The organism is Streptomyces sp. NPDC001373 (assembly GCF_042895815.1).
Classification (GTDB): domain Bacteria; phylum Actinomycetota; class Actinomycetes; order Streptomycetales; family Streptomycetaceae; genus Streptomyces.
In genome coordinates this window covers 317,664-331,556 of the sequence record NZ_JBIAWQ010000003.1, presented here as the reverse complement: position 1 = coordinate 331,556, position 13,893 = coordinate 317,664, and the positions used below count along the sequence as shown (strand labels likewise).

The window sequence follows — 13,893 nt, the reverse complement described above, 5'->3', positions numbered from 1 at the left end:
AGAGGCTCGGCGCCTCCACCCCGGTCTCCGGCAGCATCCCGGCGACCGCGTGCCCGCGCTCGCCGAGCAGTTCCAGGACGCGCACGCGGACCGCGGGCCCGTGCCCGTGTCCCTCCTCCACCCCCTACCGGGGTATGACATCGGGCTTGGCTCCCCGGTCCGACGCGCGTCCGGGCACCTCCTCCCTACCTTCCCCTCCGTCACGAGCAGAGAGGGGACGGGCCATGGGCCGCTTCGGGAGGACGATCGTCACGGCCGCACCGGCGGTGGCCGTCGTCGCGGGAACCACCGGCTGGGCCCCCGGCGACGGCCAGAGGCCGGTCACCGGGCCGCCGCCGGGGGCCGCGGCATGGCGCGCCGACACGGTCTCCGGCCGGCCGCTGCCCGATCCGGCGGACGCCGACCCGTTCGACCCGCGCGGGCGGGGCCGGGTCGCCGAGGTGTTCGGGGACCTCGAAGGGGCGGCGCACGTCGCGGTGGTCGTGCCCGGCTCCGGCAACGACGCGCCGTCCCACGACGCCCCGCGCAGGCCGGACACCGGCCCGGCGGGGATGGCCCGGGCCCGGGTGTGGGCGGCCCGGGGCCCCTCCGGCTGGATCGCCGACGTGCCGAACCTGGAGGTCGCGGGCATCGGGCACGGCCCCGCCCCGGCCTCGCCGGCCTTCGGGGCGCGCCGGGTGCCCTCCTCGGACGTGGTGGGGCACACCGGGTACTTCGCTCCCGGCACCCGCTCGCCGGCCGCCTTCGCCGCGATCACGAAGGGGGAGGTCCGATGAGCGCCGCGGGTGCGCTGCGACGGACCGCGGGGCGGATCGACCGACGGACGCCGGCCCGCCGGGACCGGGCGCTCGACGGGCTGCGGGCGCTGGCCCTGCTGGCGGTGCCGACCGGCCACTGGCTGCTCGGCGGCTTCACCCTCGACGCGGAGGGCGGGCTGCACAACGCCAGTCCGCTGTCGGCCGTCGGCGCCCTCGCCCCGGCGAGCTGGGTGCTCCAGATGCTCGGCGTCTTCTTCCTCGTCGGCGGATACGCCTCGGTGCTCTCCTTCCGCCGCCGCACGGGCTCCACCGGTGCCTGGCTCAAGGGGCGGATGGTCCGGCTGGGGCGGCCGGTGCTGGGGGTGACGGCCGTGTGGGCGCTGGCCGCGCCGGTGCTGTACGCGGCCGGCGTGCCGGAGGGCACACTGCGGACGGGCGCGACCCTGGTGGTGCAGCCGCTGTGGTTCGTCGGCGTGTACGCGGTGGTGACGGCGCTGACCCCGTACTGCGTCCGGGCCGCGGGCCGGCTCGGCGGCTGGGCGGCGGCCCCGCTGCTCCTCTCGGTCGCGGCGGTGGACTTCCTGCGCTACGGGCCGCTCGCCGCCTCGGTACCCTCCTGGCTGTCGGTGCTGAACGTCCTGCCGGGCTGGCTGTTCGCCTATCAGCTGGGCGTGTCCTGGGGTGAGCGGCGGATCGGCCGGTCCGGCGCGCGGCTGCTGCTGGTGGGCGGGGCCGCCCTGTTCGCGGTGCTGCTGGCGGTCTTCCACTACCCGGCGTCGATGGTCGGTGTGCCGGGCGCGGCGCGGACCAACTCGCATCCGCCGTCGCTGCTGGTCCTGGCGCTGGCCTCGGCGCAGTCGGGCGCGGCGATCCTGCTGCGGGACCGGCTGGCGCGGCTGCTGGCGCGGCCGGCGCTGTGGGCCCCGGTGGTGGTGGTCAACCTGTCGGCGATGACCGTCCTGTGCTGGCACCAGACCGCGATGCTGGCGGCGGCCGTTCCGGCGTCCCTCGCCGGCGGCCCGGTGGCCGGGCTGACGACCGCGCCCGACGGTCTGGGCTGGGTGGCGGCGCGGGCGCTGTGGCTGCCTGTGTTCGCTGCGCTGCTGGTGGGGATCGCCCGCTTCGCCCGCCGGTTCGAGGCGCCGCCGTCGCCGGGACGCCGGGGGGCGGCGGTGCGCGGGGCCCTGGCGGGGGTGCTGGCGGCCGGGTTCGGGGCGTTCGCGCTGGGTCTGGCGTAGGGAACGCGAGGAGGGCGCCGCTCCCGGTGGGGAGCGGCGCCCTCCTGTCGTGCGGGCGCGGGCGGCGCGCCGGGCGGTCAGGCGATGGAGGCGGCCACGATCGCGGCGACCGCGAGGTTGCAGGAGGCGGTGACCCAGACGGCCGGGTGCGGCTCGGGGTCGACCACGATGGCGCCGAGCCTGCCCGGGGTCACCAGGTCCAGCACCAGGAAGGCCACGGCCATCAGCACCAGGCCGAGCAGGCCGAAGGCCGCCGTGGACAGCAGGCCCTTGCCGAAGTCCTCGTACGTCGTCCAGATGGAGGTGAAGACGATGCCGCCGACGCCGAGGAGCGCGGAGCTGAGCAGGAGGGCCGCGTTGCGGTTGCGCTCCTCCCAGATCTGCCGGGGCAGCTTCCCGGGGGTCAGCACGTCCACCAGGACGATGCCGAGGACCAGCAGCACCAGCCCGAGGGCGCCGTAGGCGGTCGTACGGCCGAGTCCGTCGACGATGTCGCTCATTGAGAAGCCTGTCTCCGCGGGGGTGGGATAGGGATGTGCCAAGGACGTGCCGTGGGGAGGCCGAATGTATCGCACGGCCCAGCCCCGGACCATGGGGAGGTCAGGAGATGGCAAAGGCCAGGCCCGCGCGGCCCGGTGAGGCGGCGGCGCTGACCGCGCTGGTCATGCGGTCCAAGGCGCACTGGGGATACGGCGCGGAGTTCCTCGCGGCGTGCGCCGGAGAACTGCGGGTGCGGGAGGAGGAGCTGACGGCACGGCGGATCGTGGTGGCCGAGAACGCGCGCGGGGAGGCGCTGGGCCTGGCCTCCCTGGAGGACGGCGGAAACGCGGGCGTCCCGGACGGCGGCGACTCCCCCGGGACGGCGCGGATCGGGCTGCTGTTCGTGGAGCCCTCGGCCATCGGCCGGGGGCTCGGACGGCTGCTGTACCTGGACGCCGTGCGCCGGGCGGCCGCGCTGGGCTTCCGGCGGCTGCTGATCGACGCCGACCCCCATGCGGCGGGCTTCTACCGGGCGATGGGCGCGGTCCCGGCGGCCGGCTCCCCGCCGGGGCTGGTCCGTTTCGAGGCGGCCCCGGTACCGCTCGCGGCCTGGGCGCGGGCCTGGACGGGCGGGGTGGCGGCGGTGCACGTGGGCAACGTGGCCGAGTTCAATGCCCAGTTCGCCGACGCCTCCCTCGACCCCGCGCAGGAGCCCGCGCACGACTACGCCTGCCTGGCCGCCTTCTACAGCCCCCGCCCGGCCGCGCTGCTGCTGCCGAGGCCGGTGCCGCGGTGGTGGGCCGGCGCGGTCGGGCGGCCGTTGGGCTGGGGGCCGGAGGTGGAGGTGTACGACGGCCTGGTGGAACGGGGCCCGGGCCTGTCGGAGGCGGTGCTGGCCCGGCCGGCGCTGGCCGGTCGGGTGAGGGGGTACGGGCTGCCGCTCGTTCCGTGGGGGCGGACGGGTCCGTACGCGCGGCTCGCGGGCGTGCCGTGGCGGCCCGACGCGCTGCGGTACGAGTCGAAGTCCGCGGCCCACGCCCTGTTCGCCCGGATCCTGGCGGGCGGCGGCCATCCGGCGGTCGCGCTGCCCGCGCAGTGGCGGGCCGGGAGCCGGCGGGCGGCGGTCCGGCGGGTGGCGGCGCGGGCCCGGGCGGGCGAGAGCACCGTCCTCAAGTCGGAGCACGGCGTCGGGGGTTCGGGCACCACCGTGGTGACGCCCGGGCGCATACGGGCGGCCGGCGGGGCCCGGGCCCTGGTGCGCCGACTGCCGCGCGGCCCGCTGCTGGTGGAGGAGTACGTGCACGGCCCGGCGGATCCGGACGCCCCGCGGGATCTGACCTACGACGGCTTCGTGGACGGCGCGGGCCGCCCGCACACGGTCGGCGCGGCCCTGATGGACGTGGCCGACGGCGGGTACCGGGGCGCCGTGGTGGGCCCCGGGGTGGTGCCCGCCCGCCTGGAGGCGCCGCTGCTGGAGTTCGGGGCGGCGGTGGGCCGGGAGCTGGCGGCGGCCGGCCACCGGGGCTGGTTCGACGTGGACTTCGTCGCGGACGCGGCGGGGCGGCTCGCGCCGACCGAGGCCAACCTGCGGCTCACCGGCCCGTCGGCGGCGTTCATGGCGGCCGCCCGGCTCGACGAGCTGCGGGGCGGGGGTCACCTCGTGCGGATCACCGACCGGGTGGAGCTGGGCGCACGGCTGCCGGAGGCCCAGCTGGAGGAGGTGTGCGCCGCCCTGGCGCGGGACTGCGCCGGGCTCGGGGCCGTGTTCGTGCCGGCGATCCCGACGGGCGCCTTCGAACCGGAGCCGTGGCTGGGTGTGCTGGTGGCCGCGCACAGCCGGGGGGTGCTGGACGCGGCCGGGGCGCTGGTGCGGGAGCGGGCCCTGGCGGTGGGCGAGGGCTTCGCCGACGGGGGGCGGGGTCACTCGTCGAAGTCGAAGGGCGAGGCGGGCCTGCGGGTGAGGTAGAGCGCCACCACCAGGCCCGCGATCATCAGGGGGATGTTGAAGGCGTAGACGAGGGCGGCCTGCCGCGGCCAGTCGTGCCTGGCCGCGAGCCGGTAGAGGTTGTCCTGCGGCCACCAGGCCATCAGCAGGTACGCCACCGCCAGGTGGGCGGCGGCCGTCCACCGCCGGCCCGGGCCCGGGCGCCGCATCCGCTTGCGGCCCGCGCACAGGAACAGCAGCCCCGCGGCGAAGGCCGAGCACTCGAAGAAGTACAGGACGGAGAAGAGGAACGACCACGGGCCGGGCACCCCGGTGAGGTCGGTGGAACCGGGCCAGATCAGGTCGGTGACCAGCAGGGCGAGGACGGTCAGCGGCACCGCCGCGCAGCCGGAGCCGACACAGCCGGGCAGCTCGCCGCCCGCCGCGGACCCGTACTTGCCACTGCGCGCGGGCCGGGGCGCCGGTTCCGGGGGCTGCGGCACCGCCGCCCGGTCCTCCTGGCCGGCCCGGGTACGGGGCAGGGTGCGCAGGCGCACCAGGCCGGTGGGGCTCCCGGCGCGGAGCACCCGGCCCGCCAGGTGCTCGCGGAGCCCCTCCATGTCCAGGGGCGCGCCGGCTCCCGTCCAGCCGGGGTCGTCGGGCGGCGGGGCGACGTACGCGACGAGCCGGGTCCCGCGACGGCTGCGGACGGGGGCCACGACGGCCGCACCGACGCCGGGGTGGGTGCGGATCGCGGACTCGACCGGGTACGGGTCGAGGGGGCTGCCGTCGTCGAGGGTGATCCGGTCGCGCAGGCGTCCGCCGAACTCCAGCAGCCCGTCCGGGCGGAGCGCGGCGAGGTCTCCGGTGGCCAGTGCGTCGCCGCCGCCCGGCGGGGTCAGGAACACCTCGCCGTCGCGCAGCTCGGTGCGGCAGCCGGGGAACGGGGTGCCGAGCAGCGAGAGCCCGCCGGGCTCGTCCAGCGGGCGGGGCAGCTGCGGCAGTTCGAACCAGGTGCCGGTGCCGGCGGCCTCGGCGGGAGCGTAGACGTTGAGCACGCGGGCACCGGGGCGCAGCCGGTCCTGGAGGGCGGCCTGCTGGTCGAGGTAGAGCCGGTCCCCGGTGACGGTGAGCAGGCGCAGGGTCGACAGCAGCGGTGCGGGTTCGCGCCGCCCCCGTGGGGCGGCGCCGGCCGGGTCCAGGCTCCGGTCGAGGAGGCGCAGGGCGCCGGCGGGGTCGGTGTGCAGCACGCTGGCGCGGTGGTCGGCGACGGCCCCGGGGATTGCGCCGGGCGGCCAGGCCGGGCCCTCGGGGAGGACGAGGGCGCCGCCGGAGCACAGGGCGCGGGTCCAGCCGGCGGCGAAGGCCGTCAGGTCGGGACCGCCGGTGAACAGGTGGCGGTCCTCGGGGGTCGGGCGGGTGACCCGGTCCCAGGCCTCGTGGGCGGCGAGCAGCAGGTCGTGGCCGACGGGGACGGGGCGGGGCTCGGCGGTGCCGGTGAACAGCACGGCGGCCGCCGCCGGCTGCGGGGAGCGGGCCGGGGGCCGGCCGGGGCAGGCGGCGATCCGGTCGGCCTCCTCGTCCGTGAGCAGGATCCGCAGGCCCTCACCCCGGTCCAGGCGGGCCCCGCCCGCCGCGTCGGTGACCAGCAGGTCGGGTTCCAGGGCGGTGAGCTGGAGCCGGGCGGTGCGGGTGTCGCCGGTGTCGACCAGGGCGTAGGCGGCGCCGGCCTTGAGGGCGGCGAGGAGGGCGACGACGCCGTCCTCGCGGCGGGTGGGGCCGACGGCTATCCGCGCGTGCGCGGGCAGGTCCAGTTCGCGGAGGTGGTGGGCGAGCCGGTTGGCGCGCGCGTCGAGTCCGGCGTAGGAGAGGGGTTCCGGGCGGACGATGACGGCGGGGGCCCCGGGAGTGTCGCGGGCCCACTGTTCGAAGCGCTCCAGCACGGTGTCGGCGGCGGGCCGGCCGGAGCCGGCGGAGTGCGATGCCTGCGTCATTCCCCGATGATGCCACCACGACAGGACCGGACACGTGGTTCTCGAAATTCCCTTCCGTGGCCGGAAGTTGACGGGCGGTGGAAGGGCGGCGGCCCTCCGACGCCCCCTTGACCTCAAGTTTGGTCGAGGTCCTACCGTGGGGGTCATGGACATGGAAGTCACCGCCTGGCACTCACTGCACAGCGCGATCAACGCCCAGCAGGGCGGCAGGCCCCCGTTCTCCCGGGCGAGCCTGCGCCGGATCGCCGCCTTCGCCCGCCCGCACCGGCGCGGGCTGACCCTCTTCCTGCTGCTCAGCGTGGTGGGCGCCCTGCTCGCGGTGGCCACGCCGCTGCTGGCCAGCCGGATCGTGGACGCGATCGTCCAGGGCGCGGCGGCGGGCGGCGACGGCGACACCGGCCGGGTGACCCGGCTCGCGCTGCTGATCGCGCTCATCGCGGTGGCCGAGGCGGGACTCGGCCTGCTGACCCGCAAGCTCTCGTCCACCCTCGGCGAGGGCCTGATCCTCGACCTGCGCCGGGCGGTCTTCGACCACGTCCAGCGGATGCCGGTGGCGTTCTTCACCCGGACCCGGACGGGGGCGCTGGTCAGCCGCCTCAACAACGATGTGATCGGCGCCCAGCGGGCCTTCAGCAACACCCTGTCCGGGGTGGTCTCCAACGTCGTGACCCTGCTGCTGACGCTGGCGGTGATGCTGGGCATCTCCTGGCAGATCACCCTGCTGGCGCTGGCGCTGCTGCCGGTGTTCGTGCTGCCGGCCCGCCGGATGGGCACCCGGATGGCCGGGATGCAGCGCGAGGCCTCGGCGCTGAACGCGGCGATGGGCACGCAGATGACGGAGCGGTTCTCCGCGCCCGGCGCCACCCTCGTCAAGCTGTTCGGGCGCCCCGCCGAGGAGTCCGCCGAGTTCGCGGCCCGCGCGGCGCGGGTGCGCGACATCGGGGTCCGTACGGCGATGGCCCAGTCGGCGTTCATCACCGCCCTCACCCTGGTCTCGGCACTGGCCCTCGCCCTGGTCTACGGCCTGGGCGGCTACTACGCCCTGCGCGGCAGCCTGGAGGCCGGCTCGGTCGTCGCCCTGGCCCTGCTCCTGACCCGGCTGTACGCCCCGTTGACCGCGCTGGCCGGCGCGCGGGTCGAGGTGATGAGCGCGATGGTCAGCTTCGAGCGGGTCTTCGAGGTCCTCGACCTGGTGCCGCTGATCGCCGAGAAGCCGGACGCCCGCCGGGTGCCCGACGGCCCGGTGGCGGTGGAGTTCGACCGGGTCTCCTTCGGCTACCCCTCCCCCGACAAGGTGTCGCTGGCCTCCCTGGAGGAGGTGGCCGTCCTCGACGCCCGGGGCGGCACCCGGGTGCTGCACGAGGTGTCCTTCCGCGCCGAGCCCGGCCAGATGGTCGCCCTGGTCGGATCCTCGGGTGCCGGCAAGTCCACCATCGCCCAGCTGCTGCCGCGCCTGTACGACGCCGACGCGGGCACGGTACGCCTGGGCGGGATCGACGTGCGCGACCTCACCGCGGACTCGATCCGCGACACCCTGGGCATGGTCACCCAGGACGGGCACCTCTTCCACGACTCGGTACGGGCCAACCTGCTGCTGGCCCGGCCCGAGGCGACGGAGGAGGAACTCTGGGAGGCCCTGCGCCGCTCCCGCCTGGACGGGCTGGTCGCCTCCCTCCCGGACGGCCTGGACACCGTCGTCGGCGAGCGCGGCTACCGGCTGTCGGGCGGGGAGCGGCAGCGCCTGACCATCGCACGGCTGCTGCTGGCCCGGCAGCGGGTGGTCATCCTGGACGAGGCCACCGCCCACCTGGACTCCACCTCCGAGGCGGCCGTGCAGGAGGCCCTGGCCGAGGCACTGGCGGGCCGGACGGCCGTGGTGATCGCGCACCGTCTCTCCACCGTGCAGGCCGCCGACCTGATCCTGGTGGTGGAGGAGGGTCGGGTCGTGGAACGCGGCACCCACACCGAGCTGCTGGCGTCGGGCGGCCGCTACGAGGAGCTGTACCGCACCCAGTTCGCGACGCGCGGCACGGCCGCGGCCGGCTGAGCGGCCCGCACCGGCCCGCCGGGCCGGCCACTCCGCCGTGAGGAGTGCGCGCTGTGCTTCAGTGGTACCGCCGCAACGAGGCGGCGGGAACGGCGGGGTGGGACGTGGACTTCGGGCGCGTGATCGTGGTGATGGGCGTGGCGGGCACGGGCAAGACGACCGTGGGCCGGCTGGTGGCCCGGGCGCTCGGTGTCCCGTTCGCCGACGGCGACGCCTTCCACCCGGCGGCCAACGTGGCCAGGATGTCGGCCGGGATCCCGCTGGAGGACGCCGACCGGTGGCCGTGGCTGGACGCCCTCGGCGCGTGGATGCGCGCACGGGACGCACAGGGTGGCGGTGTGGCCGCCGCCTCCTGCCTCAAGCGGGCCTACCGCGACCGGCTGCGCGCAGCCGTCCCCGGGGGCGCGGTGTTCGTCCACCTCACCGGGGAACGGGCGCTGATCGAGGAGCGGATGACCGCCCGTACGGGCCACTTCATGCCCGTCTCCCTGCTGGACTCCCAGTTCGCCGCGCTCGAACCGCTCCGGGCCGACGAGCCGGGAGTGGCCGTCGACGTGGCCGGCACCCCGGACGAGGTCGCGGAACGGGCCCTGGCCGCCCTGCGGGCGTACGGGGGCTGAGGGAGCTGCGGCTCCGGGGCGTGCCGGCGGGGAGGTTCACCCGCGCCGGGGGTCCGGACCGTCCAACTGGGCCGCCGCGAGGGCGAACCCGTCGGCCGCCCGGGCGCAGCGGTCCGCGAGGGCGGCCACCTCGGCACGGAACGCGTCGGCCTGCGGGCCCCGCCACTCCAGCGCCGCCGCGCCCGCGCGCAGCCGCCGGGCGTGGGAGCGCAGGAGGGCGCAGTGGCCCCGCAGACCGTCGGCCGGGGCGGACGGGGCGGGGCGCGGCGGGCGGCGGTCGCTCACGGGTTCCTCCGGGGGGCGGGGGACGTACGGAACCGGCCGGCGCGGGTGCCGGTGGTGCCGGGCGCCTCCGGCGGGACGGCCCCGGGGGTGCGACGGCCCGCGTTCCGGCCGCCGGCGCCGGGTCCGCGCGCGCAGAAGGCCCGTACCGCGGCGGCGAGGCCCGCCAGCGGTACGGCGGGGACGGCCCGGCCGGTGGCGACCTGCCAGCCCGCGTGGTCGTTGAAGGGGTTCTCGTCGGTCAGCGCGTGCCAGGCCAGGATGTCCGCGAAGGCCGGGGCGAGCAGGGAGAAGGCGGGACCGGGGCCCCGTTCGCGCAGGAGGGTCCGGAAGGCGCGGGCGGCGTCGGCCTGCCGTCCCCGGTCCACGGCCCGCAGGACGGCGGCGCTGCCGGGGTCCGCGAGCAGCTCGGGCCGGTTCGTGCGGGCGACGCGGATGCGCGCCTTCAGTCCGCAGACGGCCGCGCTGACGGCGAGGCTCTCCCGCCCGGCCAGGACCCCGGCGAACCACCCGGCCCGCGCCACCCCCCGTCCGCGCGGGGCCCAGCCGAGGCCCGCCGGATCGGTGAGAGTGCGCAGCAGGGTCCGCCAGGCGCGGCGCCGACGGCTGCTGCGGGCCACGAGGGCCCCGGCCGGCAGGCGCGCGCCGAACGCGAGCCCGGAGGCGTACCGGGCGGCCTCGCCCACGGCGTCGGCGGCCTCGGCCAGTTCCCGGCACAGGGCGTCGAGCGTGTCGACGTCCGGGTCGGTGGCCGGCGCGGTCACGGCGTCGGACATGGGCTCCTCGCGGGGGCTGCGTACGGCGGCTTCGGGCGGTGACGGGATCACCGTACGTCGGCCCCGCGGGGGGCGCGCTCCGACTGCGCTACGGGAGTGGGCCGCCCGCCGCGGCAGGGGCGGGCGGCGGGGTGGCGGCCGGGGCGGCGGGCGTCCCGGCGGCGAAGGCGGCGTCGCGGAAGGCGGTGCGCAGGCGGGAGCCGGGCGCGCAGGCGGTTCCCGGGAGCAGGGCGGCCCAGCGGTCGCGGCGCGGGGCGACCCAGAGAGCGGGGCCGGACGGGGGGTGGTGGGCCCACACCCCGGCGGGCGCGGGGTGCCAGAGCAGGCCCCGGGAGGGGGTGAGTTCGCCGGTGCGGATGCGCAGCGACTCGGCGGTCCAGGCGCGGGGGACGGGGTGGTCGGCCGGGGACAGCAGGTGGCGCAGGAAACGGGCGAGGTCGGCCAGGGTGGTGTGCAGGGCGCCGTCGGCGAGGCGGGTGCGGGTCATGCCGAGGGGCTGCCAGATCCGGGTCGCCGCGCAGTGGCCGAGCGGGGCGCCGGCGAGGCGTTCGGCGAGGCGGGTGAGCGTGGCGAGGGCGGCCGGGCCCTCCGCGTGGGTGAGTAGCTGGTGGGTGGTGGCCCCGCCGTGCGGTCCGTCCGCGGGCGGTTCCCCGTAGGCCGTGAGGGGGGTGTGGAGGCTCAGCTCCCCCTGGGCCACGAGGGTGCCGAGGACCGGCCACAGCGCGAGGGCGGGAGCGAGGGCGCCGGCGGGGTGGGGGGTGTCCCAGTCGCCGGGCGGGCCGGGCCGGGCGGTGTGGACGGAGTCCGCCGAACCCACCGCCCAGACCGCGTCCGGGTCGGCGGTGCGCATGAGGGCCTCGATCTGCGGCGTCATGCCCGGCACGCTACGTGGGCCCGGGCGGCCCGCCGAACAGGTCGCGGGGAAGTCGCGGACGCGTTGCCGCCCGCCACCCGAATGCCGGGGGCGGGCGGCCGCGTCCCTGCCGGGGCCACGTCCGGCCGGGCGGTCGGTGACCCGGATGCTGTGGGCCGGGGGGCCCGCCGAATCCGCCGTGGGTGACGAAGCGGAGGTCGAGCGCCCCGTCCGTGACCTTGGCCGTGCAGGTCCGGGTCACGGCGGTGTACGCGCCGGCCTCCAGGGCGACGTCCAGGGAGGGCACGATCCGGGCACCCTCGGCCATGACGTCGAAGACCCGCTTGTCGGGCCGGGCCCGCCCACTGGCCCTTCGCCGGCGGGCGGGCCAGCCTGGGGGCATGGACGCGACACCCGCCGGACCCGGGCCGGAACCCGGTACGCCACCGCCGCCCGGCCCCCGGACCGGACCGGCACCCGCGCCGGCACCGCAGCCGGAGGTCGTGCTGCGGTCCGCGCGGGGGCGGTGGGTGCTGCTCGCCACCGTCCTCGGGTCCACGATGGCCCTGCTGGACTCGACCGTGGTCAACGTCGCCCTCCCCCGGATCGGGCGGGACCTGGGCGCCGACCTGGCGGTCCTCCAGTGGACGGTGAACGCCTATCTGCTGACCCTGGCCGGGCTGATCCTCGTCGGCGGGGCGCTCGGCGACCGGTTCGGGCGGCGCCGGATCTTCGTCCTCGGGGTGGTGTGGTTCGCCGTGGGCTCGCTGCTGTGCGGTCTCGCCCCGAACGCCGGGGTGCTGATCGGCGCCCGCGCCCTCCAGGGCATCGGCGGGGCCCTGCTGACCCCCGGCTCGCTCGCGCTGATCCAGGGCTCGATCCGGCCCGGCGACCGGGCCCGGGCGGTGGGCCTGTGGTCCGGATTCGGCGGTGTGGGCGCGGCCGTGGGGCCCTTCCTCGGCGGCTGGCTGGTGGACGGGCCGGGCTGGCGGTGGGTGTTCCTGCTGAACGTGCCGGTGGCCGCGCTGTGCGTGCCGGTGACGCTCAGGCACGTACCGGAGTCGCGGGACCCGCGGGCCGGTGGGCGGTTCGACGTGGCGGGGGCGGTGCTCGGGGCGGCGGCCCTGGCTCTGCTCACCTACGCCCTGATCGAGGCCCGCTCCGCGAGCGCGCCCGTCATCGGGGCCGCCGTGGGCGGGGTGCTGCTGGCGGCCGCGTTCGTACGGGTGGAGCGGCGGCGCGCGCATCCGATGGTGCCGCCGGACGTCTTCTCCTCACGTCAGTTCACGGCGGTCAACCTGGTCACCCTGTGCGTGTACGGGGCCTTCGGCGGCTTCTTCTTCCTCTTCGTCCTCCAGCTCCAGGTGGTGTCCGGGTACTCGGCCCTGGGCGCGGGGGCGGCGCTGCTGCCGACCACCGTCCTGATGCTGCTGCTGTCGGCCCGTGCCGGGGCGCTCGGCGAGCGGATCGGGCCGCGGATCCCGCTCACGGTGGGGCCGCTCCTGTGCGCCGCCGGGATGCTGCTGACGCTGCGCGTGGGGCCGCACGCCTCGTACGTCCGGGACGTGCTGCCGGCCATGACGGTGCTGGGTCTGGGCATGGCCGCGCTGGTGGCCCCACTGACGGCGGCCGTGCTGGCCGCCCTGGACCCGGGGCGGGCGGGGCTGGCCAGCGGCATCAACAACGCCGCCGCCCGTGTGGCGGGGCTGCTCGCGGTGGCGGCGCTGCCGCTGCTGTCCGGGATGGGCCCGGACGCCTATCTGTCGGCCGACGCCTTCGACGCGGCGTTCGGCCGGGCGATGGCCTGGTGCGGGGGCCTGCTGGTGGCCGGTGCGGCCGTGGCGTGGGCGACGGTGCGCTCCCCCCGGCCCGGGGCCTGCCACCCGCAGTGCCGGACGTGCTGCGCGGTCGTGTCCCCGCCCCTGGAGGACCCGCGGGAGTCCGCTGGCTGACCGCTGGTCCCCGGGCTGCTGAGTTCCGGGCTACTGGTTCTCAGCTACTGGTTCTCGCCGCCCAGGACGAACAGCAGGTACACGAAGAAGGCGAAGAGGTGGCCGACGAAGAGGTACGCGATCAGCCGGATGATCAGACCGCGCGGGAACTTCGACTCGAATCGCTGGAGTACGGTCAGCTGGGCCGGGCTCTCGGGCGCGGTGGACATGTTCTCTCCCTCGGACATGCGGGTGACTCCTCGACTGGTCGACGGCTAGCGGTGGTGTGGGGCGGTCCCGCCGAGGCACACCCCGGCGAGGCTGCTCTGCAGCAGGGTGTGCACGAACAGGAGCTCCGCCCCGCCCGGACCGGCCGCGCCGATCCGGTGCGGGGTCAGCGAGTCGAAGTGCGCGCTGTCCCCCGGCTCCAGCAGGTGCTCGGCCTCCCCCAGGTGCAGCCGCAGCCGGCCGCCGAGCACGTACAGCCACTCCTCCCCGGGGTGGACGCGGACCAGCTCGCCCTGGCTGCGCCCCGGCGGGACGTGCACGCGCAGTGCCTGCATCCCCCGCCCGGAGCCCCCGGCCTGCCAGTACGTCCACCCGTCGGCCTCGCGGGCTCCGGGACCCCCGGCGCGTACGATGGGATCGGCGACGGCCGGGGTCTCGCCGAGCAGCTCGGAGACGGTCGTTCCGTAGGTGCGGGCGAGGCCGAGCAGCAGCGGCAGCGAGGGCTGGCGCCGGCCGGTCTCCAGCCGCGACAGGTGCGCGGGCGAGAGCCGGGCCCTGGCGGCGGCCGCCTCCAGGGTGAGACCGGCACGTCGGCGCAGTTCGCGCAGCTGCGGGGCCACGGCGGGCAGCTCGTCGGCGGAGCCGCCGGGGTCCGGTGGGGCCTCGGCGTCCGCGGGTTCCTCGGGACGGGGGGTCATGCCCCGATTGAGCCAGACTCTTGCCTTCCTGGCAATCCCCCTTGCCTCTGAGGCAAATCCCAGG

The 13,893-nt window shown here is 77.2% G+C and carries 14 protein-coding genes; 6 read left to right on the top strand and 8 right to left on the bottom strand.

Translation table 11 applies throughout. The features are described from left to right. Positions 1 to 224: 224 nt before the first annotated feature. Positions 225 to 776 carry an alpha/beta hydrolase gene (locus ACFY15_RS09715; protein WP_390825307.1) on the top strand — a complete coding sequence of 184 codons (552 nt, stop codon included), beginning with the start codon at positions 225 to 227 and terminating at the stop codon, positions 774 to 776. Further along, entirely contained in the window at positions 773 to 1,996 is a 1,224-nt protein-coding gene (locus ACFY15_RS09710) for an acyltransferase (protein ID WP_390825306.1), read from the top strand. Before ACFY15_RS09715 ends, ACFY15_RS09710 begins: the two co-directional genes overlap by 4 nt. Before the next feature lie 77 nt (positions 1,997 to 2,073). Here the strand turns inward: ACFY15_RS09710 and ACFY15_RS09705 are convergent, their stop codons facing one another. Then, a complete protein-coding gene (locus ACFY15_RS09705) occupies positions 2,074 to 2,496 on the bottom strand; it encodes a DUF350 domain-containing protein (protein ID WP_390687234.1) in 423 nt (140 codons plus the stop codon). Between the two features lie 107 nt (positions 2,497 to 2,603). Between ACFY15_RS09705 and ACFY15_RS09700 the strand changes: the two genes are divergently transcribed. Beyond that, on the top strand, positions 2,604 to 4,442 hold the full coding sequence (locus tag ACFY15_RS09700) for a GNAT family N-acetyltransferase (RefSeq protein ID WP_390825305.1): 1,839 nt from the start codon (positions 2,604 to 2,606) through the stop codon (positions 4,440 to 4,442). On the opposite strand, the gene ACFY15_RS09695 is transcribed toward ACFY15_RS09700, so the two are convergent. Continuing rightward, a complete protein-coding gene (locus ACFY15_RS09695; RefSeq protein WP_390825304.1) occupies positions 4,397 to 6,394 on the bottom strand; it encodes an AMP-binding protein in 1,998 nt (665 codons plus the stop codon). The two genes, ACFY15_RS09700 and ACFY15_RS09695, sit on opposite strands and share 46 nt — an antisense overlap. 145 nt (positions 6,395 to 6,539) lie before the next feature. Here ACFY15_RS09695 and ACFY15_RS09690 point away from each other — a divergent pair, with 145 nt between their 5' ends. Both ACFY15_RS09690 and ACFY15_RS09685 read left to right on the top strand, forming a co-directional pair. Continuing rightward, positions 6,540 to 8,441 carry an ABC transporter ATP-binding protein gene (locus ACFY15_RS09690; RefSeq protein ID WP_390687231.1) on the top strand — a complete coding sequence of 634 codons (1,902 nt, stop codon included), beginning with the start codon at positions 6,540 to 6,542 and terminating at the stop codon, positions 8,439 to 8,441. A 131-nt stretch (positions 8,442 to 8,572) separates the two neighbouring features. Next, a complete protein-coding gene (locus tag ACFY15_RS09685; RefSeq protein ID WP_390687325.1) occupies positions 8,573 to 9,061 on the top strand; it encodes a gluconokinase in 489 nt (162 codons plus the stop codon). A gap of 36 nt (positions 9,062 to 9,097) precedes the next feature. Here ACFY15_RS09685 and ACFY15_RS09680 read toward each other — a convergent pair whose 3' ends face one another. The 4 genes from ACFY15_RS09680 to ACFY15_RS09665 all read right to left on the bottom strand — a co-directional run bounded on the left by ACFY15_RS09680 (position 9,098) and on the right by ACFY15_RS09665 (position 11,300). Next, a complete protein-coding gene (locus tag ACFY15_RS09680; protein ID WP_366456056.1) occupies positions 9,098 to 9,346 on the bottom strand; it encodes a hypothetical protein in 249 nt (82 codons plus the stop codon). Next, positions 9,343 to 10,119 carry a hypothetical protein gene (locus ACFY15_RS09675; RefSeq protein ID WP_390687230.1) on the bottom strand — a complete coding sequence of 259 codons (777 nt, stop codon included), beginning with the start codon at positions 10,117 to 10,119 and terminating at the stop codon, positions 9,343 to 9,345. The genes ACFY15_RS09680 and ACFY15_RS09675 overlap by 4 nt, the downstream gene beginning before the upstream one ends. Positions 10,120 to 10,207: 88 nt before the next feature. Continuing rightward, positions 10,208 to 10,993 carry a hypothetical protein gene (locus ACFY15_RS09670; RefSeq protein ID WP_390825303.1) on the bottom strand — a complete coding sequence of 262 codons (786 nt, stop codon included), beginning with the start codon at positions 10,991 to 10,993 and terminating at the stop codon, positions 10,208 to 10,210. A 10-nt stretch (positions 10,994 to 11,003) separates the two neighbouring features. After that, a complete protein-coding gene (locus ACFY15_RS09665) occupies positions 11,004 to 11,300 on the bottom strand; it encodes a hypothetical protein (RefSeq protein ID WP_390825377.1) in 297 nt (98 codons plus the stop codon). 73 nt (positions 11,301 to 11,373) lie between these two features. Between ACFY15_RS09665 and ACFY15_RS09660 the strand changes: the two genes are divergently transcribed. Further along, positions 11,374 to 12,924, top strand: coding sequence for an MFS transporter (locus tag ACFY15_RS09660; RefSeq protein WP_390687227.1), 1,551 nt, complete (start codon positions 11,374 to 11,376; stop codon positions 12,922 to 12,924). Positions 12,925 to 12,968: 44 nt separating this feature from the next. Here ACFY15_RS09660 and ACFY15_RS09655 read toward each other — a convergent pair whose 3' ends face one another. Both ACFY15_RS09655 and ACFY15_RS09650 read right to left on the bottom strand, forming a co-directional pair. Then, on the bottom strand, positions 12,969 to 13,133 hold the full coding sequence (locus ACFY15_RS09655; protein ID WP_390687324.1) for a DUF6126 family protein: 165 nt from the start codon (positions 13,131 to 13,133) through the stop codon (positions 12,969 to 12,971). Positions 13,134 to 13,178: 45 nt separating this feature from the next. Next, positions 13,179 to 13,829 (bottom strand): helix-turn-helix domain-containing protein, encoded by a 651-nt coding sequence (locus ACFY15_RS09650; protein ID WP_390825302.1) that lies wholly within the window; start codon positions 13,827 to 13,829, stop codon positions 13,179 to 13,181. Between the last annotated feature and the right edge of the window lie 64 nt (positions 13,830 to 13,893).